Raw genomic sequence first — 26,333 nt, forward strand, 5'->3', positions numbered from 1 at the left:
CTGATTCAGGGGGCGAAAGCCCCCTTTTAATGCCGGTCTGAATCTCTGTTTGTAAAAAACGCCTCTTTCATTCCCCTGTTTGCCGCGCCTGGGTACCCCTGAAAACACTCTGTGACTGGGTTCACAACTCTGTCAGACCAACTTGTATGGTAGTATTAAAGTGCGTACTTTTTCATCATTGAACGCTGACTGAAAGGCACCAGAATGAAAATTGTTAAGGCGGAAGTATTTGTAACCTGCGCAGGCAGAAACTTTGTCACTCTAAAAATCACCACCGATCAGGGACTGACCGGCATTGGCGACGCCACGCTGAATGGCCGTGAATTACCGGTCGCCTCCTACCTGAAAGATCACATCTGTCCGCAGCTGATTGGCCGCGATGCCCATCAGATCGAAGATATCTGGCAATATTTCTACAAAGGCGCTTACTGGCGTCGCGGTCCGGTGACCATGTCCGCTATCTCTGCGGTCGATATGGCACTGTGGGATATCAAAGGTAAAGCCGCCAATATGCCGCTTTACCAGTTGCTGGGTGGTGCCTCACGCACTGGCGTTATGGTCTATTGCCACACCACTGGCCATTCCATTGATGAAGTGATGGATGACTACGCGAAACACAAAGAGCGGGGCTTCAAAGCGATTCGCGCCCAGTGCGGCGTGCCGGGCATGAAAACCACCTATGGGATGGCGAAAGGCAAAGGCCAGGCTTACGAGCCGGCAACCAAAGGTCACTGGCCGGAAGAGCAGTTCTGGTCAACCGAGAAATACCTCGATTTCACGCCGAAACTCTTTGCGGCTATCCGCGACAAATTTGGTTTCGATGAGCATCTGCTGCATGACATGCACCATCGCCTGACACCGATTGAAGCCGCGCGTTTTGGCAAGAGCGTGGAAGATTATCGCCTGTTCTGGATGGAAGATCCGACACCCGCCGAAAACCAGGAATGCTTCCGTCTGATCCGCCAGCACACCGTCACGCCGATTGCGGTGGGCGAAGTGTTTAACAGCATCTGGGATTGTAAGCAGCTGATTGAAGAGCAGCTGATCGACTACATCCGCACCACCATCACACATGCGGGCGGCATTAGCGGTATGCGACGTATCGCTGATTTTGCCTCGCTCTATCAGGTGCGCACCGGCTCCCACGGTCCTTCAGATCTCTCCCCGATTTGCATGGCGGCGGCACTGCACTTTGACCTCTGGGTGCCGAACTTCGGCGTGCAGGAGTACATGGGCTTCTCTGAACAGATGATGGAGCTATTTGACGCAAACTGGACCTTTGATCAGGGCTATATGCATCCCGGCGACAAACCGGGCCTTGGCATAGAGTTCAACGAGAAACTGGCTGCGAAATATCCCTATGAACCTGCCTATCTGCCGGTCGCCCGTCTTGAAGATGGCACCCTGTGGAACTGGTAAGGAGAAACTCATGAAAAGTGTTGTTATTGAACAGCCAGGCGAACTGGTGATAGCTGAACGTCCACTGCCACAACCGGCGGCAGGTGAAGTCCGGGTCAAAGTGGCCTATGCCAGTATCTGCGGTTCGGATGTGCATATCTGGCACGGCCATAACCCGTTCGCGAAATATCCTCGGGTTATTGGTCACGAATTTTTTGGTGTGATCGATGCGGTAGGTGCGGGAGTCGATGCGGCCCGACTGGGTCAGCGCGTGGCGGTCGATCCGGTGGTGAGCTGCGGCAGCTGCTATCCCTGCTCAGTAGGCCGCCCCAATGTCTGTACCACACTGCAGGTGATTGGCGTGCATCGCGACGGCGGCTTCAGCGACTATGCGCTGGCCCCGGCAAAAAATGCCTGGGAGTTGCCGGACGCCATCCCCGACAAGCTTGCCAGCCTGGTTGAGCCCTTTACTATCGCAGCCAACATCACGGCGTTTCTTAAGCCGCAGCCAGACGATGTCGCCCTGATTTATGGCGCCGGACCAATGGGGCTTACCGCGATTCAGGTGCTGAAAAACGTCTATAAAGTGAAAAAAGTGATGGTAGTGGATCGTCTGCCGGAACGCCTGGCGCTGGCTGAAGAGAGTGGTGCCGATCAGCTGTTCGATAACAGCGAAATCCCACTGGCAGCACAGCTTGAGGGCGTCCAGCCCACGCTGATTATCGACGCCGCCTGCCATCCCGCTATTCTGGCAGAAGCCGCCGCGCTCGCCTCACCGGCCGCGCGTATCGGTCTGCTGGGATTCTCCGGCGAACCGTGCAGCATTACTCAGCAGAGCCTGACCAGCAAAGAGCTGTCGCTGTTTACCTCGCGTCTCAACAGCAACCGCTTTCCACAGGTGATCGCGTGGATGGAACAAGGCTTGATCCAGCCAGAGAAACTCGTGACGCACTACTTCCCGCTGCAGGAGATTGAACGCGCGATGAGCCTGTTCGAAAAAGATCCGCGCACCTGCTGCAAAGTGATCCTGCAAATGGGTTAACTCCCGCTGAACACCAGGTCTCCTTCGCCGGTGCGTACCCGCCGGCCTGATTAAAAAAGAAAACAGATCACGGAGTTTGTATGTTCAAGAATCTGCGCTGGACCCTCGTTTTGCTGCTCTTCCTGGTTTACATGATCAACTACCTCGATCGTGTTGCCCTCTCACTGACGGTGCCGCTGGTGGAGAAAGATCTGGCGATCAATGCTGAGCAGTTCGGCATGATTTTCGGCAGCTTCTTTTTCGGCTATGCCCTGTTTAACTTTGTCGGCGGCCTCGCCACTGACCGCTTTGGCCCGAAAATCGTGCTGGCCGTGGCGGTGGGTGCCTGGTCCATTTTCTGCGGCATGACCGCACTGGCGACCGGCTTCTGGTCGCTGCTGATTCTGCGTGTGCTATTCGGCATGGCGGAAGGCCCAATCTGCTCCTCAGCCAACAAAGCCATTAACGGCTGGTTCCCGAAAAAACAGGCCGCAACAGCGATGGGCTTACTGAGTGCCGGCTCACCTTTGGGTGGTGCCGTCGCCGGTCCGATCATTGGCTATCTTGCTCTGGCCTATGGCTGGCGTCCGGCGTTTGTGATCGTCTGCTGTATCGGTCTGGTCTGGATGGCGTTCTGGCTCTTCTTTGCCGCTGATAACCCGGCAAAAAGCAAAATTGTCACCGAAAAAGAGCGTCTGCTGATTGATCGCCTGAAAGCCACCAATCCGAATGATGAGGTTGACCTGGCTGAAACGCCGCATCCGTTTGGCTACTACCTGCGCCAGCCGATTATCCTGGTCACGGCGTTTGCCTTCTTCTGCTACAACTACATCCTGTTCTTCTTCCTGAGCTGGTTCCCGGCCTATCTGGTGCAGGCGCACGGCCTGGATATCAAATCCATGAGCATCACCACCATGATTCCGTGGATAGTCGGATTCGTTGGTCTGGCGCTGGGTGGCTGGATCTCCGATAAGATCTTCAATATCACCGGCAAACTGTTGTTGTCCCGTAAAATTGTGCTGGTGGTCTCACTGCTGGCAGCCGCAATTTGTGTGGCACTGGCGGGTACGATAAAAGAAGTGGTTCCCGCCGTTATGATGATGTCGGTGTCGATTTTCTTTCTCTATATCACCGGCGCGATCTACTGGGCGATTATTCAGGATGTGGTACACAAGAGTCGTATCGGCAGCATCAGCGGCTTTATCCATCTGGTGGGTAGCCTCTCCGGCATCATCGGGCCGATCGTCACCGGCTTTATTGTCCAGCACACCGGTAAATTCGATAGCGCCTTTGTACTGGCGGGTTGTGTCGCCGCGCTGGGGGCTTTCCTGGTGCTGTTCGTGATTCGCAGTCCGAAATCCCAGGATAAACCGGTTTCGGTCTGAGTGTTGTTCCGCTAACAGAACGATGATTTCGGGGCGCCATGCGCCCCGTTTGCCATAAGGACGGACTATGTTACAGATTGATCGCCTGCCCGCTGAGGTCCAGCGCCCCACTTACGACCGCAGCAATTTAAAGACTCGCATGGTACATATTGGTTTTGGTGCGTTTCACCGCGCGCATCAGGCACTCTGCAGCGATAAGCTGGCTGAACAAGGCAGTGACTGGGGCTACTGCGAAGTTAACCTCAACAGCGGCGATCTGATTCAGGCTCTGCGTGAGCAAAATCTGCTCTATACCCTGACAGAGATGGCCGATGACTCACTGCAAACCCGGGTCATTGGCGTGATTACTCAGGCGCTGCACGGCAAAAGTGATGGGATTGAGGCGGTGATCAACGCAATGAGTCAGCCAGAGGTGGCCATTGTCTCTATGACCGTCACCGAGAAAGGCTATTGCCATCAGCCCGCCAGTGGAAATTTAAACCCCGATCATCCTGACATCGTGCACGATCTGCAGAATCCAGACTCGCCTCGCTCGCTGCCGGGTCTGATTCTGGCCGCGATTCGCCGCCGGAGGAAGCAGGATCTGCCTGCGTTCAGCGTAATGTCCTGCGATAACATGCCGGAAAATGGTCACGTCATCCGTAATGTGATTGTGCAGCTGGCACAGTATCAGGATCCGGCGCTGGCAGACTACATTCAGCAGCACATCACCTTCCCCTCCACCATGGTGGATCGCATTGTTCCGGCCATGACCGATGCGGCATTTGCCGCGCTGAACGCGCGCCTGGGTTGCAGCGATCCGGTTGCGGTTGAAGCGGAACCCTTCTTCCAGTGGGTGATCGAAGATAACTTCGTTAATGGTCGTCCGGCGTGGGAAAAAGCAGGCGCAGAGCTGGTCAGCGATGTCCTGCCCTATGAAGAGATGAAACTGCGGATGTTGAATGGCAGCCACTCTTTCCTGGCCTATCTTGGCTTCCTGGCCGGTTATGAGTACATCAGCGACTGCATGGCCGATCCTCATTTCCGCGCCGCCGCCCGTTCACTGATGGTGGATGAGCAAGCCCCGACGCTGCGCGCCCAGGGCGTGGATCTCAATGCATACGCCGATTCGCTGATTGCCCGTTATGAAAACCGTGCGATTAAACATCGCACCGGACAGATTGCCACTGACGGCACCCAGAAGCTGCCACAACGTATGCTTGATAGCCTGCGCTGGCACCTGCAGCGCGGCAGCGACTGCGACCTGCTGCTGCTGGGCGTGGCGGGCTGGATGCGCTATGTCGGCGGCATTGATGAGAAGGGTCAGCCGATTGAGATTCGTGATCCGATGAAAGCGCAACTGGCAGAATGCGTCGCCAGCAGCGAAGAGGGTGAAGCGCGTGTACGGGCGTTACTCTCCATGCACGAAGTGTTTGGCGACGATCTGGCGCAGAATGCCGATGTGGTCGGCCGACTGACCGCCTGGTATAACAAACTGGCCGCTCAGGGCGCGCGCGCGACGGTGCATCAGTCTCTCAACCGCAGCTAAAAGGGCTGGCGCAGACGCAGCGCGCTGATTAGACTGGCACTTTCCCATCGCGCTGGCTTTTGCCAGCCGTAATATGGATATTGCTGCATGTCGATCGCCTATACCATTACGACCAGCGAACCGGTAAATCAGCAGATTTACCGGTATCTGCGCAAAGATATTGTCACCTGCGCAATTCAGCCAGGCTCGCTACTTTCTGAAAAGGAAGTGTCTGCGCGCTTCAACGTCTCACGCCAGCCGGTGCGCGAAGCGTTCATCAAGCTGGCTGAAGCCGGACTGGTACAGGTATTGCCGCAGCGCGGTACTTTTGTGCGCAAAATCTCCGCTAAGCGGGTAGCAGATGGTCGCTTTATCCGTGAGGCGGTGGAAGTGTCGGTGGTTCGTCGCGCGGCGCTGGAGATAGACGACTCGTCGCTGATGGCGCTGGAACATAACCTGCAGCTGCAGCGCATGGCTGCTGAACGCCATGACAGCCAGGCTTTTCTTACGCTGGACGATGAGTTTCATCGCCTGATCGCTGAAAGTATCGACTGCAAGCTGGCCTGGGAGACGGTGGAGAACATCAAAGCGGCAATGGACCGCGTGCGCTTTCTGACGCTGAGTGAAGTCTCGCCGCCAGAAAAACTGATTGAGCAGCATGAAGAGATTTTTGCCGCGCTCAAGGGCCATGACGACAATGCTGCCGAAGCGGCGATGCGTCGCCACCTGCAGGAGATGATCTTCTCAATCACCCCCATTGCCGAGCGTAACAGCGCCTGGTTTGAAGCACCCTAATCGCTCATCACCCGCACCGCCTGAATGTCAGGCCGGTGCGGGTCTTCGCCGTCACCACCATTGATGAAAATGGTGAACCGGCCCGATGCCCTTCCCGACCTCCAGCGTATCTGCCATTAACAACGCCTGTTGTAACCAGTTTTTGGCTTCCCCAATCGTCTCTGCCCAGTCAGCATGACGCGGACGCAACGCGGCTAAGGCGGCCGACAGCGTGCAGCCGGTGCCATGGGTGTGACGGGTGTTGACGCGAGACGTGCTGAATCGCTGCTCAGTGGAATGCGTGATCAGCCAGTCCGGGCTCTCTGCCGCCGTAAGATGTCCGCCTTTCATCAGCACAGCCTGACAGCCCAGCGCCAGCAATGCCCGTCCCTGCTCGCGCATCTCCGCCTCATCGCTGGCGACAGCACAGTTGAGCAACGCCGCCGCTTCCGGCAGATTCGGTGTGATCAACGAGACCTGCGGCAATAACAGCTCACGTACGCTGGCCACGGCGTCTGGCGAGAGCAGCGCATCGCCACTTTTTGCGACCATCACGGTATCCAGTACCACAAACGGGATATCAGCCTTTCTCAGCCGGGCAGCAACCTGCTCTACGATAGCCGTTTCTGACAGCATGCCAATTTTTGCGCTGTCGATGCGCACATCACTCAGCACCGAATCGAGCTGGGCGGCAACAAAGTCAGGTGCAATCCGGTAAACAGACTGCACGCCTTGCGTGTTTTGTGCCACCAGCGCGGTTATGACGCTGGTGCCATAGGCGCCCAGAGCCGAGAAGGTTTTCAGATCGGCCTGAATGCCTGCCCCGCCGCTGGGATCGGTACCGGCAATCGTCAGGGCATTAATGCGCTTCATTGCCGACCTCCAGCGTCCAGAGGGCATCAATAAACGCGGTGGCAAAGCTGCCCGGCCCGACAGCCTGCGGCGCTGCCTTTTCCCCCGCCAGGGCCATGACCTGACAGGCGGCCGCGACATTCATTAAACGATCACCAGGCAGACTGCTGAAGCCCGCTACCACGGCGGAAAGTGCACAGCCGGTGCCCACCACCCGTGTCATTAACGGGCTGCCACCGCTTATGGCGAGGATCCGCTGACCATCCGTGGCGTAGTCCACTTCACCGGTGACGATCACCAGCGTTTTCCAGGTCTCAGCGAGTTGCTGTGCTGCATCAATTGCCGCATCCGCCTGATGCAGTGTATCAATGCCCCGCCCGCCACTGGCCTGCTGTGCCAGCGCCAGAATCTCTGATGCATTGCCGCGGATCACCGCCGGTTGCTGACTCAATAACTGCTGACAGAAGTCACTGCGCAGCGTCAGCGCGCCGACCGCAACCGGATCGAGTGTCCAGGGTGTGCCCGCCAGATTAGCGGCAGTGATGGCAGCCTGCATCGCCTGCTGCCGTTCGCGGGTTAACGTGCCCACATTAATCAGCAGCGCATCGGCCAATTCACTGAACTCTGCGGCTTCTTCCGGATCGATCACCATCGCCGGTGAGGCATTAAGTGCCAGCAGTACATTGGCGGTGAAGTTCTGAACCACGTCATTGGTCATGCAGTGCACCAGCGGTGACTGACGGCGGAAAGTGTGCAGGATGGGCGCGAAGTGCGCGGCAGAAAGGTGTTGAGATTGATGTGTCATCGTAGCTCCCAACCGGCGAACAAGAAGGCGAATGCGGTCAGGCATCAGACTTCCCTACGCTGGCATTATCCAGTTCAGGTCAGCGGGTTTTTCTCAGCCCTTTCCGTGTGGAAAGCGGCACCCCGAGTCGTGTTACGGCTTGCAGCATAGGAGAGCTATACGGTGAAAGCAAGCGACACCTGTCGGGGAAATAATCCGTGCTGAAACAATTCATATGATCCCGATCAACGCCTGAGGTCACAAAAAAAGGCTTAATGCTGCGGGTTAACGAAACACCTCTTTATAGTTAGCTTTATTTATCCCCCTGACAGGAAATATTTCCTGCAGTGTCTCTGACTGCATAATAATAATTAACCTGCTTGCAGCATCATCGTAAAAAATATTTTATTTCATGAGGTTAGTTACCTCCTGAAGCGGAACTTCATACTATGCAGGATGTATGATGCGATTTTTAGCGCTTATTCCACACCGTCATCGATGGCAGGATATTATTATTGAACGTCAGGGTGCCGTCGCACCCAGTGGCAGATATTATTTTTCAACCTATATTTCCGCACGCTGCTCAGGCTGTAACGAAATAATCCATCGCGTCTATTATCGTGATATCAGCGATGAACAGGCGCGTCGCTGGCTAGATTAGCCGCCCTCACGGCGGAGGGTTCAGACACCGTTCCAGTTAACAGTTAGTTAGCAATTTGTTAGTCTGGTAACTAATCATCGCCTGATCAGACGCCCTCTATGCCACTGCTGTTTGAAAGCTTAAGCCATCAAATTTATCTTTCTGCCCCGCTATTTATCCTGATCTTACTGGGATACTGCCTGACACGCCTCGGAAAATGGCCTGCCAGCATCAGCGAAGGGATGAACCGCTTTGTGTTTAACGTTGCACTGCCCTGCATGCTGTTTCGGGTAATGAGTACCTTCTCACAAAGCCCGCCGGTGGATGCGCGCCTGTTACTGGCCTTCTTCGGCAGTTGCCTGCTGGTGTTTATCGTGGGGCGACTGCTGGCAACAAGGCTGTTCGATCTGGATGGCGTGGCGGCTTCAGTCTTTGCCCTGGGCGGTATCTTCTCTAATAACGTGATGCTGGGGATCCCGGTGGCCACCGTGTTACTCGGGCCAGAAGCGCTGCCACCGGTGGCACTGGTATTGGTGTTTAACAGCCTGATCCTGTGGACTTTACTGACCGTCTCAGTCGAGTGGGCGAAACAGGGCAGCTTCTCGCTGAATGGCCTTTGGCGCACATTGATCGGTGTGCTGAAGAATCCGCTCATCATTGGCATTCTCAGCGGCACAGCCTGGAGTTTTCTGCAACGCCCGTTGCCGCAGCTGGCCGCTGACCCATTAAAGATGCTGGCCTCGCTGGCCGCGCCGCTGTCGCTGGTCACGCTGGGCATGAGCCTGGCGCACTATCGGGTGCGGGACGGCTTAAAAGAGAGCTACACCATTTGCCTGCTGAAGCTGGTGCTGCAACCGATGACGGTATGGGCTATCGCGTGGCTGACCGGTCTGCCGCCGCTGGAGAGTAAAGTGGTAGTCCTGCTGGGATCAATGGCGGTGGGAGTAAACGTTTATCTGATGTCGCAGAAGTTTAATGTCATTACGGGTCCGGCGGCGGCCAGTATGCTCTTTTCTACGGTGTTTGCAGCGGTGACGACGCCGATATGGATGATGCTGATGACGCTGGCGGGCTATTAACAGACTAAAAAAAAGCCCTTCAGCACGAATGCTGAAGGGCTATTGTCTGCCTGACTAAACGTTATTAAGCCGATTTAGTGCGAATCAGATAGTCAAAAGCGCTCAGTGAAGCTTTTGCGCCTTCGCCGCTGGCAATAATAATCTGCTTGTACGGCACGGTGGTGCAGTCGCCCGCCGCGAACACGCCTTTCAGGCTGGTTTCGCATTTACCATCGATGATGATCTCACCCATTTTATTGCGCTCAACCGCGCCTTCCAGCCACGGGGTATTTGGCAGCAGACCGATCTGAACGAAGATACCAGAGAGCGGCAGCTCATGGGTGGTCTGCGTCGTACGGTCAAGATAGTGCAGGCCGGTCACTTTAGTGCCGTCGCCTTTCACTTCGGTGGTCTGCGCGTTCAGGATGACATCAACGTTCTTCAGGCTACGCAGCTTATCCTGCAATACCTGGTCGGCACGCATCTCACCGGCAAACTCCAGCAGCGTAACATGTTCAACGATACCCGCCAGGTCAATGGCTGCTTCAACGCCGGAGTTACCGCCGCCGATCACTGCCGTACGCTTGCCTTTAAACAGCGGGCCATCGCAGTGTGGGCAGTAGGTGACGCCTTTGGTGCGATACTCTTCCTCACCCGGCACACCCATGTTGCGCCAGCGTGCGCCGGTCGCCAGAATGATACTGCGAGACTTCAATACTGCGCCGGAGGCGGTTTCGATGGCATGCAGTCCGCCCTCTTTCGCCGCCGGGATCAATTTGATGGCGCTCTGGCTTTCAATGACATCCACATTGTAATCATCAACGTGTGCGCGCAGTGAACCTGCCAGTTTCGCGCCTTCGGTTTTCGGTACGGAAATATAGTTTTCGATATCCACCGTATCCAGTACCTGGCCGCCAAAACGTTCGCCCATCAGGCCAGTACGGATACCCTTACGCGCTGAGTAGATGGCTGCCGCTGCACCCGCCGGGCCACTGCCGATAATCAGGACTTCATAGGCGTCACGCTTGTTCAGCTCTTCCGCTGCACGTTTATCCGCGTTGGTATCTACTTTGCTGACGATTTCCGCCAGGCTCATGCGGCCCTGACCAAACTCCTTACCATTCAGGTAAACCGCTGGCACGCCCATCACGTTGCGTTCCTGAATCTCGTTCTGGAACAGGCCACCGTCGATAGCAGTGTGGCTGATGCGCGGGTTAATCACCGCCATCAGGTTCAGCGCCTGGACGACGTCCGGGCAGTTATGGCATGAGAGTGAATAATAGGTTTCGAAATGGAAGTCGCTGTCCAGCGCGGCGATCTGGTCCAGCAGGCTCTGTGCTTCTTTAGACGGATGCCCACCGGTCTGTAACAGTGCCAGCACCAGTGAGGTAAATTCGTGACCCAGAGGTGAACCGGCAAAACGCGGGCCGCTGTTCGAACCTGGGTTGGTGATCAGAAATGAGGGCTTACGCACCTGACGATCGTTCTCTTCGCGGAAGCTGACTTTGTCAGACAAGCCGGCGATATCAACCAACAGTTCACGGATCTCGGTTGATTTTGCACCCTCATCCAGGGTGGCAATCAACTCAACAGGTCTGGTTAATTTCTCAAGGTAGGCCTTGAGCTGGGTTTTCAAATTTGTGTCGAGCATAGTGATATCCTGGTCAAAAAATCGGGTGCCGCAGCACCCGATTGGAGAATGATCGAAAGAGCAAAGCGGGATTAGATTTTGCCAACCAGGTCCAGAGACGGAGCCAGTGTTGCATCACCTTCTTTCCATTTAGCCGGGCACACTTCACCTGGGTGAGAAGCCACGTACTGAGCCGCTTTCACTTTACGCAGCAGGTCAGAGGCGTCACGGCCAATGCCTTCAGCGGTGATTTCGATTGCCTGGATTACGCCTTGCGGGTCAACGATGAACGTACCACGGTCAGCCAGACCTTCGTCTTCACGCATGATTTCGAAGTTACGGGTCAGCGCGCCAGTCGGGTCACCGATCATTGTGTATTTGATCTTCGCGATGGTGTCTGAAGAACCGTGCCAGGCTTTGTGGGTAAAGTGGGTGTCGGTAGAAACGGAGTAGATGTCTACGCCCAGTTTCTGGAACTCTTCGTAATGGTCAGCTACGTCGCCCAGTTCGGTCGGGCAGACGAAGGTGAAGTCAGCTGGATAGAAGAAGAACACACTCCATTTACCTTCAACGTCTTTCTCGGTTACGTCGATGAATTCGCCGTTTTTGAATGCTGCGTTTTTGAACGGCTTAATTTTGGTATTGATAATAGACATCTGGTGGCCTCCGTTAAAATATGTGATGCAGGTTACATAATTTTCGGGCCAACATCTAATATGCGGACGTTATCAATCTGATAAACGAAAGCTATCAAACGCTGAGAGCCTGATGCTCTCTGGCCCGGCAGGCAGTGTACAGCGATTTACGTGACATTTAACCCGCTTTATCTTTTACGTGATCTTTTAGGCACGTCTCCGCTAATCACTGCTAGTTTTGTAAGACCAGATGATAAGGAGCTGACCCGTGGAGATTCGTCCGTTTACTGAAGCCGACCGTCCTTTCCTGCGTACGCTGTTTCTGGCAGCGCGACGACATAACTGGCGCTGGCTGGAGGGCAGCGAGTGGCAACTGGAAGATTTTGATGGCGTTATTCTGGGGGAGACCGTCCTGGTTGCGGAGGCTGATGGCCATCGGGTCGGCTTTGCAGGTCTGCTGGAGAACGACAACTTCCTGCACAGTCTCTATGTCGATCCAGACTGGCAGGGGCGCGGCGTGGGCAGCGCGTTGCTGGAGGCGGTAGAGGCGCGTTTTACCTCAACCGGCGCGCTTAAGTGCCTGCAGAAGAACAAAGCGGCGCAGGCATTTTATCTGAAGCATGGCTGGAAGATGATTTCACAGGGCGAAGGCGAGCACGGCGGTTATGTGCTGATGCACTACCCGCTGGCCTCACAATACGCCAGCGGGTCGGGTCGGGCTTAAAGCGCGCGGAAGGCGATATCGCCAGGGATGACCTCGCCCTGCCAGTAAAGCTGGGCCGCGACGCGTCCGGCCAACTGGCGATACAGCGTGGTAAACTCGCTATCGGGCCGGCGAATCACTGTCGGTTCACCTTCATCAAGATCCTCGCGCAGATCAATGTGCAGTGGCAACTGGGCCAGCAGTTGCGTCTGGTAATCTTCCACCAGTTTCTGCGCGCCGCCGGTGCCGAAAATCGGCTCGTGGAAGCCACACTGGCTGCAGACATGCAGGCTCATATTCTCTACCACGCCCAGCACCGGCACATTGACCTTTTCAAACATGACCAGTCCTTTGCGGGCATCAATCAGGGCGATATCCTGCGGCGTCGTGACCACCAGCGCACCGGTTACCGGCACGTTCTGCGCCAGCGTCAGCTGAATGTCGCCCGTGCCGGGCGGCATATCCAGCACCAGATAATCCAGCTCAGGCCACAGAGTCTCATTCAGCAACTGCATAAGCGCTTTACTGGCCATGGGTCCGCGCCACACCATCGCATTGTCATCCGTGACCAGATAACCAATGGAGTTGGTGGCCAGCCCATGTGCCATGATCGGCGCCATATGGGTCCCATCCGGCGAGGTTGGCCGCTGGTCCTGAGTCCCAAGCATGTTCGGCACAGACGGGCCGTAGATATCCGCGTCAAGAATGCCGACGCGCGCGCCCTCAGCTGCCAGCGCCAGTGCCATATTTACGGCGGTGCTGGATTTACCCACGCCGCCTTTGCCGGAGCTGACCGCAATAATGTTTTTAACCCCGTTAACGCCCGGCTGGTTTTTCACCCGCTTCAGGGTGGCGATATCGTGGCTGAGCCGCCAGTCGATGGCGCGTGCGCCGGTCTGACGCAGCAGGTCGGCGCTGACCTGCTCTTTCAGGGCATCGAACCCGCTGGCCCACGCAAACGGCATCAGCAGTTCAACATGCAGCGTTCCATCCAGCTGCGCCACGTGGTGCAGCGCTTTCAGCGAGGTGAGATTCTGTTTAAGGGTCGGATGCTCAAAGCTTCTCAATACGCCCGCTACGATGGCGCGCAGGCCCTCTGGCGTATGCGGTTCCCGGGATTGTACTGTCATCCCCTGCTCCTTATTTCTGCTGTGCTTACGCTGTGTTTCAGCGATGTATTGTCAATGATATCAGATGCTCGTGGATCTGCGGCGACTGGCGGGGTGAATCCCTTATGTTTACGCAGGAGAAGCCATCAGTTACCATCTAAGCCCGTTTTTTCAATCAACAGAAAGCTACGCAAACTATGACTCAAGTCGCTAAAAAAATTCTGGTAACGTGCGCACTGCCTTACGCGAACGGATCAATCCATCTCGGCCACATGCTCGAGCATATCCAGGCAGATATTTGGGTGCGTTACCAACGAATGCGTGGCAATCAGGTTTATTTCATTTGCGCCGATGATGCGCACGGCACGCCTATCATGCTGAAAGCTCAGCAGCTGGGCATTGCGCCGGAGCAGATGATTGCAGAAATGAAAAGCGAGCATGAAGCCGACTTTGCCGGTTTCAACGTCAGCTATGACAATTATCACTCCACTCACGGCAATGAAAACCGCGAGCTGTCTGCGCTGATTTACGGCCGCCTGAAAGAGAACGGTTTTATTAAAAACCGCACCATTTCCCAGCTTTACGATCCGGAAAAAGGGATGTTCCTGCCGGACCGTTTTGTGAAAGGCACCTGCCCGAAATGTAAGTCACCTGATCAATACGGCGACAACTGTGAAGTCTGCAGCGCGACCTACAGCCCGACCGAGCTGATCGATCCGAAGTCTGTGGTTTCTGGTGCGACGCCAGTTCTGCGCGACTCTGAGCACTTCTTCTTTGATCTGCCGTCCTTCAGCGCCATGCTGCAGGCGTGGACCCGCTCCGGTGCGCTGCAGGATCAGGTGGCGAACAAAATGCAGGAGTGGTTTGAGTCAGGCCTGCAGCAGTGGGATATCTCACGCGATGCGCCTTACTTCGGCTTTGAAATTCCGGATGCGCCAGGCAAATACTTCTACGTCTGGCTGGATGCGCCTATCGGCTACATGGGCTCGTTCAAGAACCTGTGCGACAAGCGCGGCGACATCGACTTCGACGAATTCTGGCGTAAAGACTCCACCACCGAGCTGTATCATTTCATCGGTAAAGATATCGTCTATTTCCATAGCCTGTTCTGGCCAGCGATGCTGGAAGGCAGCAACTTCCGCAAGCCGAACAATCTGTTTGTACACGGCTATGTCACCGTTAACGGTGCCAAGATGTCGAAGTCGCGCGGCACCTTTATCAAAGCCAGCACCTGGCTGCAACATCTGGATGCCGACAGCCTGCGTTACTACTACGCGGCGAAACTCTCTTCACGTATCGACGACATCGACCTGAATCTGGAAGATTTCGTCCAGCGCGTAAATGCCGACATCGTCAACAAAGTGGTTAACCTGGCGTCACGTAACGCAGGCTTCATTACCAAACGCTTTGAGGGCAAACTGGCAGCAGAACTGGCCGATCCGGCGCTCTATCAGACCTTCGTTGATGCGTCAGAGAAGATTGGTGATGCCTGGGCTGCGCGCGAATACAGCCGTGCTATCCGTGAAATTATGGCGCTGGCCGACCTGGCGAACCGTTATGTCGATGAGCAGGCTCCGTGGGTGGTCGCGAAGCAGGAAGGCCGTGATGCCGATCTGCAGGCCATCTGCTCAATGGGCATTAACCTGTTCCGCATTCTGATGACCTGGCTGAAGCCGGTGCTGCCGTCACTGAGCGCCCGTGCAGAGGGCTTCCTGAACTGTGAATTGAGCTGGGATGCCATTGCGCAGCCGCTGCTGGATCATCAGGTTGCGCCATTCAAAGCACTCTACAGCCGCATTGAAATGGCGAAGGTTGAGGGACTGATTGACGCCTCAAAAGAGGATGCTGCCGCAGCAAGTGCACCAGCCGCAACCGGTCCGCTGGCAGATGCGCCGATTGGTGACACCATCACCATCGACGATTTCGCCAAAGTGGATATGCGCGTTGCGCTAATCGAGCAGGCGGAACGGGTTGAAGGTTCAGACAAGCTGCTGCGTCTGCAACTCGACCTGGGCGGTGAAAAGCGTCAGATTTTCTCGGGCATCCGCGCCGCTTATCCTGATCCCTCTGTGCTGGTCGGTAAAATGACCATCATCGTGGCCAACCTGGCGCCGCGTAAAATGCGCTTCGGCATCTCCGAAGGTATGGTGCTGTCAGCGGGTCCGGGCGGGAAAGATCTGTTCGTGTTGTCCGTTGATAGCGGTGCTGTACCGGGCATGCCGGTTAAGTAAAGGTCTGCCCTCTGCGGTTTAAACTGTAAAGCACACTGCCGTTCTGAAACCCTTCGTGCCTTAGCTCTGGCGCGAAGGGTTTTCTCTTCTCTGTTCCCACGACTACCCAACCTCTCCTTTTCTTTCCCGGCACGCTTCACCCGGCACTGCCCTGTACCCATAAGTGTGATCGCTAGCACGCTAAGCGGTTAATGCGTATGATGAAGCTCAGTGAAAACAGGAGCCTGCCATGCTCACCGTGCTGTCTGTCTGCGGACGTTATCTTCGCGCTTTTATCATCATTTATCTCTGCTTATACGCCGGTATCGGTATCGCCTCGCTGCTGCCTATCAAAATGCCCGGCAGCATTCTGGGGATGTTAATTCTGTTTGCCCTGCTTGCGTCACAGATTTTGCCAGTGAGCTGGGTGAAGCCGGGATGCCATCTGCTGATTCGCTATATGGCGCTGCTGTTTGTGCCGATTAGCGTCGGGGTAATGAGCTACACCGATATTCTTACCGCGCAGTTCGGCCCTATCGTTGTCTCCTGCGTCGTCAGCACCCTGCTGGTCCTCTCCATTGTTGGCGTAAGTGCCCACAAGCTTCACAGCCGCCGTCCGGCCGGGGAGTCTGCTGATGAGTGAGATATGGTGGTCGCTGCCATTGACGCTGGCCGCCTTTTTTCTGGCGCGCAAGCTGGCGATAAAACTGAAGATTTCGCTGCTAAATCCGCTGCTGGTGGCGATGGCGATCATTATCCCGATACTGCTGCTGTTACAGCTGCCCTACTCGCGCTATTTCGCAGGCAGTGAGATTCTCAATCAGCTGTTGCAACCGGCCGTGGTTGCGCTGGCATTGCCGCTGTATGAGCAGATGCACCAGATTCGTGCCCGCTGGAAGTCCATTATCGGCGTCTGCTTTATTGGCAGTGTGACCGCCATGAGTTCAGGTACTGCTATTGCTCTGTGGATGGGTGCCACGCCCGAAATTGCCGCCACGATCATGCCCAAATCCGTGACCACACCCATCGCGATGGCTGTCTCCGGCTCGCTGCATGGTATCCCCGCTATCAGCGCTATTTGTGTACTTATTGCCGGGGTGCTGGGTGCGGTGTTCGGGCACACGGTACTGAATCTGCTGGGCGTGAAGTCTAAAGCCGCGCGCGGACTGGCAATTGGCAATGCGTCACATGCCCTGGGCACAGCACGCGCGGCCGAGCTCGACTATCAGGAGGGCGCCTTCAGTTCACTGGCGCTGGTGATCTGCGGCATCATCACCTCACTGCTGGCGCCCTTTATTTTTCCGCTCCTGCTGCACTGGTTTGGCTGAAACTTTGCGATAGATCTCGCAAAGTTGAAACATGCAACACAGGTTACATTGTCAGAGCGATGTGGATCACATATAAACCGGTGACTGGCACATCGCCCTGCTGAATTTAATGAGGCTCACATGCAATCCCGTTTCCTCTCCGCTTTTGAGGCATTGCCGTCAACGCTGCAAACTGCACTGGCTCCCCTGCTGAACGAGGCTGACTTCAACGCCGTGCTCAGCGCCGACCAGGTCGCCTCGCTGCAACAACAGACCCAGATGGATGCCGATGCACTGGCGCTGGCGCTGCTGCCTCTGGCGGCGTCCTGCGCCGTGGCTACCGTGTCGCATTTTAACGTCGGGGCGATTGCCCGTGGCGTCAGCGGCAACTGGTACTTCGGGGCCAACATGGAATTTGTCGGCACGGCGATGCAGCAGACGGTTCACGCCGAGCAGAGCGCCATTACCCATGCGTGGCTGCGTGGCGAGCGCCAGCTTGAGACGATAACCGTTAACTACACGCCGTGCGGGCACTGCCGTCAGTTTATGAACGAGCTGAACAGCGGCACCAGCATTCGTATCAGCCTGCCAAAGCGCGCGATCAGCACCCTGGCCGACTATCTGCCCGATGCCTTTGGCCCACGCGATCTCGACATCACAACCTTCCTGATGGATGAGGTTGATCATGGTTACGTCGCCGGGGGCGATGAACTGGTACAGGCCGCCGTGGCCGCCGCCAATGCCAGCCATGCGCCTTACAGTCAGTCACACGCTGGTGTTGCCCTGCTGACCCAGGATGGCGCGATTGTCGCGGGTCGCTATGCGGAAAATGCCGCGTTCAACCCAAGCTTCCCGCCACTTCAGGCGGCGCTGGTCTTGCTGAACATGCAGGGCGGCGATGTTCATCAGATAAAAAAAGCGGTTTTAGCTGAAGTAGAAAATGCCACGTTAAGCCAGTTCGCCGCCACACAGGCAACACTTGAGACATTTGGTTGCGGTGAGCTGCTGCAGGTGACGCTGTACAAAGCATAACCCGCTGTCAGAGAGGCCACAGTTTTGTGAGCTTTTATGAACAAACGCTGTACTTCTGCGGGAAATTTCATAGGATCTGGCGCCAGAATTCACGTGATCACAAATTACTCTGAATAATTCAGGTTGCAGGATGGCACCGCGGTCGTGAATCTTTCTGGAGCGGTTACCCTGCCGCTGCCGGGCCTGCAGTCTGAGCTATAACGGGTAAGAAAACTGGCGCTACCTTTCCGGCGTGACGCCAGACAACACTGCAACCGGAGCATCACTGCATGGAACTCGACTACGAAAGTAAACGCCCGCTGTATATCCCTTATGCTGGCCCGATTTTGCTGGAATTTCCCCTGTTAAACAAAGGCAGCGCCTTCAGTATCGAAGAACGTAACGAATTCAACCTCAATGGTCTGCTGCCAGAAGCCGTAGAATCGATTGAAGAGCAGGCGCAGCGTGCCTGGCGTCAGTTCCAGGACTTCAAAAACAATAACGATAAGCATGTCTACCTGCGCAACATTCAGGACACCAACGAAACGCTGTTTTACCGCCTGCTGGATAACCATCTCGAAGAGATGATGCCGATTATCTACACCCCGACCGTTGGCGCAGCGTGTGAACACTTCTCTGAAATCTACCGCCGTGCGCGTGGCGTGTTCATCTCCTACCCAAACCGCGATCGCATCGAAGATATGCTGCAAAACGCCACCAAGCAGAATGTGAAGGTGATTGTGGTGACTGATGGCGAACGTATTCTGGGCCTCGGCGATCAGGGCATCGGTGGCATGGGTATCCCGATTGGTAAGCTTTCGCTGTATACCGCCTGTGGCGGCATCAGCCCGGCGTACACGCTGCCGGTTGTGCTGGATGTCGGCACCAACAATCAGCAGTTGCTGAACGATCCGCTCTACATGGGCTGGCGTCATCCGCGTATCACTGGCGAAGAGTATGATACGTTCGTGAATGAGTTTATTCAGGCCGTTAAGCGCCGCTGGCCGAAAGTGCTGTTGCAGTTTGAAGATTTCGCCCAGAAGAATGCCATGCCACTGCTGAACCGCTATCGCGATGAAGTCTGCTGCTTTAACGACGATATTCAGGGCACCGCCGCCGTGACCGTTGGCACGCTGATTGCGGCCAGCCGCGCAGCCGGTAGCCGCCTGTGCGAGCAGAAAGTGGTGTTCCTGGGTGCCGGTTCTGCGGGTTGCGGAATCGCTGAACAGATCATTGCGCAGATGAAATCAGAAGGTCTGAGTGATGATGAAGCGCGTGGCCGGGTAATGATGGTGGATCGCTTTGGTCTGTTGACTGATAAGCTCCCCAACCTGCTCGACTTCCAGAGCAAGCTGGTGCAGAAAAGCGAAAACCTGCAGACCTGGGATATCACCAATGATTCCATTTCGCTGCTGGATGTCGTACGCAATGCGAAACCCGATATTCTGATTGGTGTCTCCGGCCAGCCGGGTCTGTTCACCGAAGAGATCATTCGCGAGATGCACAAGCACTGTCAGCGCCCTATCGTGATGCCGTTGTCGAACCCGACATCACGCGTGGAAGCCACACCTGCGGATATCATTGCCTGGACTGACGGTGCCGCGCTGGTCGCCACGGGCAGCCCGTTCTCACCGGTGAGCTGGAATGGTAAAACCTATCCGATTGCGCAGTGCAACAACTCCTATATCTTCCCCGGTATTGGGCTGGGTGTGATTGCGTCAGGCGCCAGCCGCGTTACCGATACCATGCTGATGACCGCCAGCCGTGCGCTCGCCGACTGTTCACCGCTGGTGAATGAAGGCGAAGGCCCGGTGCTGCCTGAGATTAAAGATATTCAGGGTGTGTCGAAAATCATTGCGATGGAAGTGGGTAAAGCGGCTCAGCTGGCGGGTGTCGCCGTAGTGACCTCAGAGGATGTGTTGTCACAGGCTATCGCCAACAACTTCTGGCTGCCGCAGTACCGTCATTATCGTCGTACCTCGATTTAACCTTCAGACTGCCGGATCGCAGGCGATCCGGCAGTGTTCAAAAATAGCACAGCCAGCCGGCAGTAACTTGCTTCACTGCGACAGCTCAAGTAGCCTTGTCCCATCTCAACATTCTGACATCGAGTCTCCAGGCGCATGCTGAAACGCGTTTCCATTGGTCTGCTTTTCATCATCTTACTGATGATGGCAACGGCGCTCGGCCTTGATCGTTGGATCAGCTGGAAAACTGCGCCTTTTATCTACGAAAATGTCGCCTCTTTACCCCATCGTCAGGTTGGCGTGGTGCTGGGTACGGCTAAATATTATCGTACCGGCGTCATCAATCAGTATTACCTCTATCGCATTCAGGGCGCGCTGAACGCCTACAACAGCGGCAAGGTCAATTACCTGCTGCTGAGTGGTGATAACGCGCTGCAAAGTTATAACGAGCCGATGACCATGAGACGCGACCTCATCAAAGCTGGTGTCGATCCGGCTGATATCGTGCTCGATTATGCCGGGTTCCGTACGCTGGACTCCATCGTTCGCACACGTAAAGTGTTTGATACCAACGATTTCATTATTATCACGCAGCGTTTTCACTGTGAGCGTGCGCTGTTTATCGCCTTACAGCTGGGCATTCAGGCGCAGTGCTATGCGGTGCCCTCACCTAAAAACATGCTCAGCGTGCGCTTCCGTGAAGTCGGTGCCCGACTGGGCGCGCTGGCGGACCTCTTTCTGCTCAAGCGTGAACCTCGCTTCTTAGGTCCGCTGGTACCTATTCCCGCCGTACGCGATGTCCCTGAAGATGCGCAGAGTTACCCTGCGGTGACGCCGGAGCAGCTGCTGGAGCTGGAACAAAAACTGCGGAAATAGCTGGCGCTCAGCGGCTTCTTTTAGCTTTGCTGAAATCGCATTGTTAGCAGTTTGCTGCGGTCTGGCAGCAAGGTACAAGGTTCAGGGAATTCTGACAGCAACGACTAAGCTCAACGCGCAGGGAACAGGGTCAGAAGAGGAAAGCGTCCCGCGCCATGAATGGCGCGGGCCGAGCGTGTCATGGATGACGGCCTTTGCGACTTTCCGATCTGACCCTGTTCCCTTCGCTGACTCGATCTCACAGCAATGCCTCCAACACTCTCCCTCATAAAAAGCGTTCTGCAGAGGAATAACACGAGCCGAGCGTGTCATGGATGACAGGTTTTGCGTCTTTCCGATCTGACCCTGTTCCCTTCGCTGACTCGATCTCATAGCAATTCCTCACAACATCTGCCCATAAAAAAAGCGACCCGAAGGTCGCTTTCTTAGCGTTGAATCAGACTTACTTCTTACGAGAGTATTTCAGTGAATCCAGCGCAACGGCGAAGATAATGATGCCGCCTTTAATGATGTACTGCCAGTAAGGGTTGACGCCGATATAGGTCAGACCGTAGTTGATAACGGTGAAGATCAGTACACCGGTCACGACGCCCGCTACGCTACCCACACCACCGGCGAAGGAGACGCCGCCGACCACACAGGCCGCAATCGCATCCAGCTCATACATAAAGCCGAGGTTGTTGGTGGCAGAACCGATACGACCCGCTTCCAGCATCCCGCCGAAGGCGTAAAACACACCTGACAGGGCATAGATCATGATCAGGTTCATCGGGACGTTCACGCCTGACACTTTCGCCGCTTCCGGGTTACCGCCGATAGCAAAAATGTTTTTGCCGAAGCGGGTTTTGTTCCACAGCACCCAGACGAAAATAATGGCAATCACAGCGTAGAACGTGATGAACGACAGTTTGAAATCACCAAAGCGCAAGAAGCCCTGGGTGAATTTCGAGAAGCCTGCGTCAAAACCGGCAATCGGTGATGCGCCAACAAAGTCATAATAGAGTGAGTTGATACCGTAAACGATAATCATGGTGCCCAGCGTGGTGATAAATGGCGTTACCTTCAGGTAAGCAATAATCACACCGTTGACCAGACCAATCACACCGCCGATGATGCACACGGTCAGAATAACCAGTGGAATCGGCACGGTATCCAGCGTCGGGAAGACTTTGTTCGCGTTATCCATCGCCTGCAGCAACGTCGCGGCGACAACCGCAGCCAGACCAACCTGACGTCCGGCTGACAGGTCAGTACCCTGGGTCACAATCAGACCCGCCACACCCAGTGCAATAATAATGCGCACTGAAGATTGGGTCAGAATATTACTCAGGTTCATTAAACTTAAGAACGATGGATCCTGGAAGATAATAATAGCCAGCAATACCAGCAGAACGACGTAAATGCCGCCCTCTTTTAACCAGGTTAGCGCATTCTTTTTTGTGGTCGCTTTCATGTTAACAGCCCTTGCTTCATTAAAGGTGTAATGACGCTAAACGCAATATTTCGTTCTGCGTGGTCGTTTTGGTATCAACTATGCCTGCTACCAGTCCATTACTCATTACCAGAATACGATCGGTAATGCCTAACAGCTCCGGCATTTCAGAAGAGATAATAATGATGCCCTTTTCTTTCTTCGCCAGCTCAGCAATCAACTGGTAAATTTCGAATTTTGCACCAACATCAATACCGCGAGTTGGTTCATCAAGCATCAGGATTTCAGGCTGGGTCAATAACCAGCGGCCAATAATCACTTTTTGCTGGTTACCGCCCGAAAGCGAACCAATTTGAGTATGGTGGCCTGGTGTCTTAACGCGCATAGAATCGATCACCCACTGGGTATCACTCTTCATGCGTTTATTATCCAGCAGCCCCATACTGTTTTTATATTTTTTAATATTGGAAATAAGCGAGTTAAAACCAATATCCAGATAAGCATAAATACCGGTTGAGCGACGCTCTTCCGTCACCAGCGCGAAACCGTGGTTAATGGCTTCGTTGGCGCTGTGATTATTAATCGGTTTACCATGCAGTTTAATGGTGCCGCCCGATTTTTCGCGAATGCCAAACAGCGTTTCGACGATATCGGTACGTTTGGCGCCCACCAGCCCGGCAATGCCGAGTATCTCCCCTTTACGCAGATCAAATGAGATGTCACGAATCGACGGCTGACGCAGCGACGTCAGATTGCGCACCTCAAGAATGGTCTCGCCTGGCACGTTGGTACGGTCAGGGAAACGCTGGTTCAGTGAACGGCCGACCATCATAGCGATGATCTTATCCATATCCAGCCCTTCCAGCGGCTGAGAGGTAATCCACTGACCATCACGCAGAATGGTGATCTCATCGCACAGCTGGAAAATCTCTTCCATCTTGTGCGAAATATAAACAATGCCGCAGCCGCGATCTTTCAGTTTGCGAATAATCGTGAACAGGTGATTAACCTCTTTCTCAGTCAGCGAGGAAGTCGGTTCATCCATAATCACAATTTTCGCGTCGTAAGAGAACGCTTTGGCAATTTCAATCATCTGCATCTGAGATACAGAAAGATTGGCAACTTTGTCGCGCGGATCGATATCGATATCCAGCTCGTCAAAAATCGCTTTTGTATCCTGATACATTTTATCCTGATCGACAAAAAAGCCTTTGCGCGGATAGCGCCCAAGCCACATGTTGTCCATCACGGTACGTTGCAGTACCAGGTTTAATTCCTGATGCACCATCGACACGCCATTTTCCAGCGCCTCTTTGGAGCTTTTATAATCGATCTCGTTACCCTGAAACAGTATACTGCCGGTATCTTTTTTATAGATACCAAACAGGCATTTTAATAATGTGGATTTCCCGGCACCGTTCTCGCCCATTAATGCATGAACAGAGTGAGGCCGCACTTTCAAATTAACATTATCTAACGCTTTAACGCCGGGAAATGATTTTGAAACATTCGTCATTTCCAGCAAATATTCTCGCTGCGCGGTCGTGTTATCACTGGCCATATTTTACCTGGCTAAAAAACGGTGGTGACATAAAAAAGGCGCGACCGCGGTCGCGCCCGTAATCGATCTTATTTCACGAACTGAGACAGATTTTCTTTATCAACCGGCACGTAAGGAACGCGGACGATCTTATCAACCATCTTGAAGTTAGTGCCGTCAGTTGCCGCTTTGCCGTTCGCCAGGTTATTGGCAATATCCAGCGTCGCTTTCGCCTGGTTTTCCGCATCGTTCAGCACGGTACCGGCCAGCGCACCGGATTTAACCAGCGCCAGCGCTTCTGGCAGGGCATCGACGCCGAACACAGGGATTGAGGTCATGTTGTGCGCTTTCAGCGCTTCAACCGCACCCATTGCCATCGCATCGTTGTTGGCAATCACCACTTCGATTTTTTTGGCGTTCGGGCCTGACAACCATGCATCCATCTTATCTTTAGCCTGAGCGGTATCCCACATGGCCGTATCCATTGCTAACTGCTGGGTTTTCAGACCATCTTTGTTCAGGGTGTCGATCACATATTTGGTACGGGCTTCTGCATCAGGATGACCCGGCTCGCCTTTCAGCAGCACGAACTGAATGGTGCCATCTTTGTTCAAATCCCAGGCTGGCGTCGCTTTCCAGTGTTTCTCGATCAGCTGACCCTGAATGATGCCGGACTCTTTAGAGTCGGTACCGACGTAGTAGGCTTTGTCATAACCAGCCAGCACTTTGGCGTTCGGTTCTTTGTTGAAGAAGACAACCGGCACATCGTTAGCACGCGCTTTGTCTACGATCACCGCAGCGGCAGCCGGGTCAACCAGGTTAATCGCCAGCGCTTTCACGCCTTTTGCCATCAGCACGTCAACCTGATCGTTCTGTTTGGACTGGTCGTTTTGTGAGTCATTCATCAGCAACTGTACGCCACCGATCGCTTTCGCTTCTTTCTCGATGTCTTTACGCACCATTGACATGAAGTTGTCATCGTATTTGTAAATGGTCACGCCGATACGGGTGTCAGCTGCGTGAGCGGTTGCACCAAACATCATGCTGGCAACCAGTGCTGTAAGCGTGAAAACCTTCTTATTCATGGTATCTCCGGTTTTATTATGCAGGGTCTTTTTAGCGCTACCGCGTAACATGCGGGAGAGCAATCGGTAAAACAGATCGGCGCGTCGGCTAACGTAATGGGGATGTTGAGCCGTTGAACACCGTCTAAAACCTGACATCCTTGTGCCTGAATGCTTCCATGAAGAGGGGGTGAACCCTATAACCGGCTACTGAGACCACAACTGATGCCGTTACACTGGCGTTACATAATGTTTCAGTCCGGTAAGACGCTGCCATCATAGTGAGAGCAATGTTAATTAACTGTGAATGTAATCACAGATTGAAAACGGTTACATGCCTGAATCACCTGAATTAGTGACGGACTCCACATTTTGCCGCTGCGCCACCGAATGACGCCGCACCAGCGTCGGCATAAAGATATGTGTTGCGGTGTCATCAAGCAGGCCTGCTGCGCCCTGCAGTGCCAGTTCTGTGGCGATTTTTGCCATAGATACAATGGGATAGCGAACAGTCGTTAACTGTGGGTCGGTGTAACGGGAAATGGGAATATCATCGAAGCCAATGACAGAAAAATGCTGTGGAACCTGAATGCCGTTGTCTTTCAGCGCAGTGAGCGCGCCAGCAGCCATGCCGTCGTTATAGGCAAACACCGCCGTAAGGTTGAGATTGCGCCCCAGCAACTCCACCATCGCTGCTTCACCGCCCTGCATGTCGGGCTCTGCACTGGCTATCCAGCTCTCCTGGGGCCGAACGCCCTGCTCTGCCATTGCCTGCATCCATCCTTCACGACGCTGGGCCACATCTTCGATCGGATGACTGGAGCAAAGATAGCCGATGCGGCTATGTCCCTGTTGTAAAAGGGTTCTTGAAGCCATCAATGCGCCAGTGACGTTATCCAGACTGACGCTGCGGTGTTCAAAACCGGGAACGATACGGTTAATGACTACCATGCCGGGTACGTGCTGCATAAAGTCCGCCAGTTCCGCGTCCGGCAGTGTTTTTGCGTGCACCACCAGCGCGCTACAGCGTTGACGGATCAGCACTTCAATGGCATGACGCTCTTTCTCTTCCTGATGCCAGGAGTTGCTGATTAACACATGTTTGTGCACGCGCTGCGCTACGGTATCGACTGCTTTAACCAGCGCCCCGAAGAAGGGATCGGAGACATCCATCACCACCACCCCAATCGTGTCGCTGACCTGCGTCGCCAGCGCCTGGGCGTTGGCGTTAGGGCGATAGCCCAGCGCTTCAACCGCCTGTAACACGGTATCACGGGTGTCTGAGGTCACGGCGTTGCTCTGATTAAGGACGCGCGACACGGTCGCCACTGACACGCCAGCCTGACGGGCAACATCACGAATAGTTATCATGCAGCAGTTCCAGAAAGGAAAATTAGGCATCACGCCGGGTTGTACACCGGCGCTATTCT

The 26,333-nt window shown here is 54.6% G+C and carries 23 protein-coding genes and 1 riboswitch; of the genes, 14 read left to right on the forward strand and 9 right to left on the reverse strand.

Features of this window, described 5'->3' with window-relative positions:
• The first annotated feature begins 204 nt into the window (after positions 1–204).
• From manD to Q7C21_RS01305, 5 genes are all read left to right on the forward strand, one after another.
• The gene (gene manD, locus Q7C21_RS01285) at positions 205–1,419 is read left to right on the forward strand and encodes a D-mannonate dehydratase ManD (protein ID WP_182629542.1); all 1,215 of its coding nucleotides are present in this window, start codon (positions 205–207) and stop codon (positions 1,417–1,419) included.
• A 10-nt stretch (positions 1,420–1,429) separates the two neighbouring features.
• Complete coding sequence (locus Q7C21_RS01290; protein WP_110411245.1) at positions 1,430–2,440, forward strand: Zn-dependent oxidoreductase; 1,011 nt, start codon at positions 1,430–1,432, stop codon at positions 2,438–2,440.
• A gap of 80 nt (positions 2,441–2,520) precedes the next feature.
• The gene (locus Q7C21_RS01295) at positions 2,521–3,804 is read left to right on the forward strand and encodes an MFS transporter (protein ID WP_004571263.1); all 1,284 of its coding nucleotides are present in this window, start codon (positions 2,521–2,523) and stop codon (positions 3,802–3,804) included.
• A 67-nt stretch (positions 3,805–3,871) separates the two neighbouring features.
• A complete protein-coding gene (locus Q7C21_RS01300) occupies positions 3,872–5,332 on the forward strand; it encodes a mannitol dehydrogenase family protein (protein ID WP_375150278.1) in 1,461 nt (486 codons plus the stop codon).
• 87 nt (positions 5,333–5,419) lie between these two features.
• Positions 5,420–6,106 carry a GntR family transcriptional regulator gene (locus tag Q7C21_RS01305; RefSeq protein ID WP_004571261.1) on the forward strand — a complete coding sequence of 229 codons (687 nt, stop codon included), beginning with the start codon at positions 5,420–5,422 and terminating at the stop codon, positions 6,104–6,106.
• A 51-nt stretch (positions 6,107–6,157) separates the two neighbouring features.
• Here the strand turns inward: Q7C21_RS01305 and thiD are convergent, their stop codons facing one another.
• Together thiD and thiM are read right to left on the reverse strand one after the other, a co-directional pair.
• Positions 6,158–6,958: a bifunctional hydroxymethylpyrimidine kinase/phosphomethylpyrimidine kinase gene (thiD, locus tag Q7C21_RS01310; RefSeq protein WP_008926102.1), complete on the reverse strand. Its 801-nt coding sequence runs from the start codon at positions 6,956–6,958 to the stop codon at positions 6,158–6,160.
• Positions 6,945–7,742 carry a hydroxyethylthiazole kinase gene (thiM, locus tag Q7C21_RS01315; protein WP_375150279.1) on the reverse strand — a complete coding sequence of 266 codons (798 nt, stop codon included), beginning with the start codon at positions 7,740–7,742 and terminating at the stop codon, positions 6,945–6,947. The genes thiD and thiM overlap by 14 nt, the downstream gene beginning before the upstream one ends.
• Before the next feature lie 34 nt (positions 7,743–7,776).
• A riboswitch (TPP riboswitch) is annotated at positions 7,777–7,877 on the reverse strand.
• A gap of 307 nt (positions 7,878–8,184) precedes the next feature.
• Here thiM and Q7C21_RS01320 point away from each other — a divergent pair.
• Positions 8,185–8,382, forward strand: coding sequence for a hypothetical protein (locus tag Q7C21_RS01320; protein ID WP_078804586.1), 198 nt, complete (start codon positions 8,185–8,187; stop codon positions 8,380–8,382).
• A 98-nt stretch (positions 8,383–8,480) separates the two neighbouring features.
• Positions 8,481–9,440 (forward strand): AEC family transporter, encoded by a 960-nt coding sequence (locus Q7C21_RS01325; RefSeq protein WP_375150280.1) that lies wholly within the window; start codon positions 8,481–8,483, stop codon positions 9,438–9,440.
• Between the two features lie 64 nt (positions 9,441–9,504).
• On the opposite strand, the gene ahpF is transcribed toward Q7C21_RS01325, so the two are convergent.
• Together ahpF and ahpC are read right to left on the reverse strand one after the other, a co-directional pair.
• On the reverse strand, positions 9,505–11,070 hold the full coding sequence (ahpF, locus tag Q7C21_RS01330) for an alkyl hydroperoxide reductase subunit F (RefSeq protein ID WP_004571256.1): 1,566 nt from the start codon (positions 11,068–11,070) through the stop codon (positions 9,505–9,507).
• A 71-nt stretch (positions 11,071–11,141) separates the two neighbouring features.
• Positions 11,142–11,705 carry an alkyl hydroperoxide reductase subunit C gene (gene ahpC, locus Q7C21_RS01335; RefSeq protein ID WP_004571255.1) on the reverse strand — a complete coding sequence of 188 codons (564 nt, stop codon included), beginning with the start codon at positions 11,703–11,705 and terminating at the stop codon, positions 11,142–11,144.
• Between the two features lie 247 nt (positions 11,706–11,952).
• Between ahpC and Q7C21_RS01340 the strand changes: the two genes are divergently transcribed.
• Positions 11,953–12,408: a GNAT family N-acetyltransferase gene (locus Q7C21_RS01340; protein WP_004571254.1), complete on the forward strand. Its 456-nt coding sequence runs from the start codon at positions 11,953–11,955 to the stop codon at positions 12,406–12,408.
• Here Q7C21_RS01340 and apbC read toward each other — a convergent pair.
• A complete protein-coding gene (gene apbC, locus Q7C21_RS01345) occupies positions 12,405–13,517 on the reverse strand; it encodes an iron-sulfur cluster carrier protein ApbC (protein ID WP_004571253.1) in 1,113 nt (370 codons plus the stop codon). The genes Q7C21_RS01340 and apbC overlap by 4 nt on opposite strands.
• A 176-nt stretch (positions 13,518–13,693) precedes the next feature.
• Between apbC and metG the strand changes: the two genes are divergently transcribed.
• The 6 genes from metG (at position 13,694) to sanA (ending at position 20,867) form a co-directional block, all read left to right on the forward strand.
• Positions 13,694–15,727, forward strand: coding sequence for a methionine--tRNA ligase (gene metG, locus Q7C21_RS01350; protein ID WP_182629553.1), 2,034 nt, complete (start codon positions 13,694–13,696; stop codon positions 15,725–15,727).
• 229 nt (positions 15,728–15,956) lie between these two features.
• Complete coding sequence (locus Q7C21_RS01355) at positions 15,957–16,349, forward strand: CidA/LrgA family protein (RefSeq protein WP_004571250.1); 393 nt, start codon at positions 15,957–15,959, stop codon at positions 16,347–16,349.
• The gene (locus Q7C21_RS01360) at positions 16,342–17,034 is read left to right on the forward strand and encodes a CidB/LrgB family autolysis modulator (protein ID WP_004571249.1); all 693 of its coding nucleotides are present in this window, start codon (positions 16,342–16,344) and stop codon (positions 17,032–17,034) included. The genes Q7C21_RS01355 and Q7C21_RS01360 overlap by 8 nt, the downstream gene beginning before the upstream one ends.
• A 120-nt stretch (positions 17,035–17,154) precedes the next feature.
• Positions 17,155–18,045, forward strand: a complete 891-nt coding sequence (gene cdd / locus Q7C21_RS01365) for a cytidine deaminase (protein ID WP_182629554.1) — start codon at positions 17,155–17,157, stop codon at positions 18,043–18,045.
• 269 nt (positions 18,046–18,314) lie between these two features.
• Positions 18,315–20,012 (forward strand): NAD-dependent malic enzyme, encoded by a 1,698-nt coding sequence (locus tag Q7C21_RS01370; RefSeq protein WP_375150281.1) that lies wholly within the window; start codon positions 18,315–18,317, stop codon positions 20,010–20,012.
• Positions 20,013–20,147: 135 nt separating this feature from the next.
• Entirely contained in the window at positions 20,148–20,867 is a 720-nt protein-coding gene (sanA, locus tag Q7C21_RS01375) for an outer membrane permeability protein SanA (protein ID WP_004571246.1), read from the forward strand.
• Between the two features lie 442 nt (positions 20,868–21,309).
• Here sanA and mglC read toward each other — a convergent pair whose 3' ends face one another.
• From mglC to galS, 4 genes are all read right to left on the reverse strand, one after another.
• Positions 21,310–22,320 carry a galactose/methyl galactoside ABC transporter permease MglC gene (mglC, locus tag Q7C21_RS01380; RefSeq protein WP_003854114.1) on the reverse strand — a complete coding sequence of 337 codons (1,011 nt, stop codon included), beginning with the start codon at positions 22,318–22,320 and terminating at the stop codon, positions 21,310–21,312.
• A 19-nt stretch (positions 22,321–22,339) separates the two neighbouring features.
• Entirely contained in the window at positions 22,340–23,860 is a 1,521-nt protein-coding gene (gene mglA / locus Q7C21_RS01385) for a galactose/methyl galactoside ABC transporter ATP-binding protein MglA (protein ID WP_003854115.1), read from the reverse strand.
• 68 nt (positions 23,861–23,928) lie between these two features.
• A complete protein-coding gene (mglB, locus tag Q7C21_RS01390; RefSeq protein ID WP_003854116.1) occupies positions 23,929–24,924 on the reverse strand; it encodes a galactose/glucose ABC transporter substrate-binding protein MglB in 996 nt (331 codons plus the stop codon).
• A 309-nt stretch (positions 24,925–25,233) separates the two neighbouring features.
• Positions 25,234–26,274 carry an HTH-type transcriptional regulator GalS gene (galS, locus tag Q7C21_RS01395; protein WP_182629555.1) on the reverse strand — a complete coding sequence of 347 codons (1,041 nt, stop codon included), beginning with the start codon at positions 26,272–26,274 and terminating at the stop codon, positions 25,234–25,236.
• Positions 26,275–26,333: the final 59 nt, after the last annotated feature.

The sequence above is a fragment of the Pantoea sp. ANP04 genome (assembly GCF_041982285.1).
GTDB classification, from domain to species: Bacteria; Pseudomonadota; Gammaproteobacteria; order Enterobacterales; family Enterobacteriaceae; genus Pantoea; species Pantoea eucalypti.

Bases quoted from the DNA above. Each gene is read 5' to 3' on its own strand.
- manD (WP_182629542.1), top strand. From the start codon at position 205: ATGAAAATTGTTAAGGCGGAAGTATTTGTAACCTGCGCAGGCAGAAAC.
- sanA (WP_004571246.1), top strand. From the start codon at position 20,148: ATGCTGAAACGCGTTTCCATTGGTCTGCTTTTCATCATCTTACTGATG.
- Q7C21_RS01300 (WP_375150278.1), top strand. From the start codon at position 3,872: ATGTTACAGATTGATCGCCTGCCCGCTGAGGTCCAGCGCCCCACTTAC.
- Q7C21_RS01305 (WP_004571261.1), top strand. From the start codon at position 5,420: ATGTCGATCGCCTATACCATTACGACCAGCGAACCGGTAAATCAGCAG.
- galS (WP_182629555.1), bottom strand. From the start codon at position 26,274: ATGATAACTATTCGTGATGTTGCCCGTCAGGCTGGCGTGTCAGTGGCG.
- thiM (WP_375150279.1), bottom strand. From the start codon at position 7,742: ATGACACATCAATCTCAACACCTTTCTGCCGCGCACTTCGCGCCCATC.
- Q7C21_RS01325 (WP_375150280.1), top strand. From the start codon at position 8,481: ATGCCACTGCTGTTTGAAAGCTTAAGCCATCAAATTTATCTTTCTGCC.
- thiD (WP_008926102.1), bottom strand. From the start codon at position 6,958: ATGAAGCGCATTAATGCCCTGACGATTGCCGGTACCGATCCCAGCGGC.
- cdd (WP_182629554.1), top strand. From the start codon at position 17,155: ATGCAATCCCGTTTCCTCTCCGCTTTTGAGGCATTGCCGTCAACGCTG.
- Q7C21_RS01290 (WP_110411245.1), top strand. From the start codon at position 1,430: ATGAAAAGTGTTGTTATTGAACAGCCAGGCGAACTGGTGATAGCTGAA.
- Q7C21_RS01370 (WP_375150281.1), top strand. From the start codon at position 18,315: ATGGAACTCGACTACGAAAGTAAACGCCCGCTGTATATCCCTTATGCT.
- Q7C21_RS01360 (WP_004571249.1), top strand. From the start codon at position 16,342: ATGAGTGAGATATGGTGGTCGCTGCCATTGACGCTGGCCGCCTTTTTT.
- ahpF (WP_004571256.1), bottom strand. From the start codon at position 11,070: ATGCTCGACACAAATTTGAAAACCCAGCTCAAGGCCTACCTTGAGAAA.
- Q7C21_RS01295 (WP_004571263.1), top strand. From the start codon at position 2,521: ATGTTCAAGAATCTGCGCTGGACCCTCGTTTTGCTGCTCTTCCTGGTT.
- mglC (WP_003854114.1), bottom strand. From the start codon at position 22,320: ATGAAAGCGACCACAAAAAAGAATGCGCTAACCTGGTTAAAAGAGGGC.
- mglB (WP_003854116.1), bottom strand. From the start codon at position 24,924: ATGAATAAGAAGGTTTTCACGCTTACAGCACTGGTTGCCAGCATGATG.
- metG (WP_182629553.1), top strand. From the start codon at position 13,694: ATGACTCAAGTCGCTAAAAAAATTCTGGTAACGTGCGCACTGCCTTAC.
- Q7C21_RS01320 (WP_078804586.1), top strand. From the start codon at position 8,185: ATGCGATTTTTAGCGCTTATTCCACACCGTCATCGATGGCAGGATATT.
- ahpC (WP_004571255.1), bottom strand. From the start codon at position 11,705: ATGTCTATTATCAATACCAAAATTAAGCCGTTCAAAAACGCAGCATTC.
- mglA (WP_003854115.1), bottom strand. From the start codon at position 23,860: ATGGCCAGTGATAACACGACCGCGCAGCGAGAATATTTGCTGGAAATG.
- apbC (WP_004571253.1), bottom strand. From the start codon at position 13,517: ATGACAGTACAATCCCGGGAACCGCATACGCCAGAGGGCCTGCGCGCC.
- Q7C21_RS01355 (WP_004571250.1), top strand. From the start codon at position 15,957: ATGCTCACCGTGCTGTCTGTCTGCGGACGTTATCTTCGCGCTTTTATC.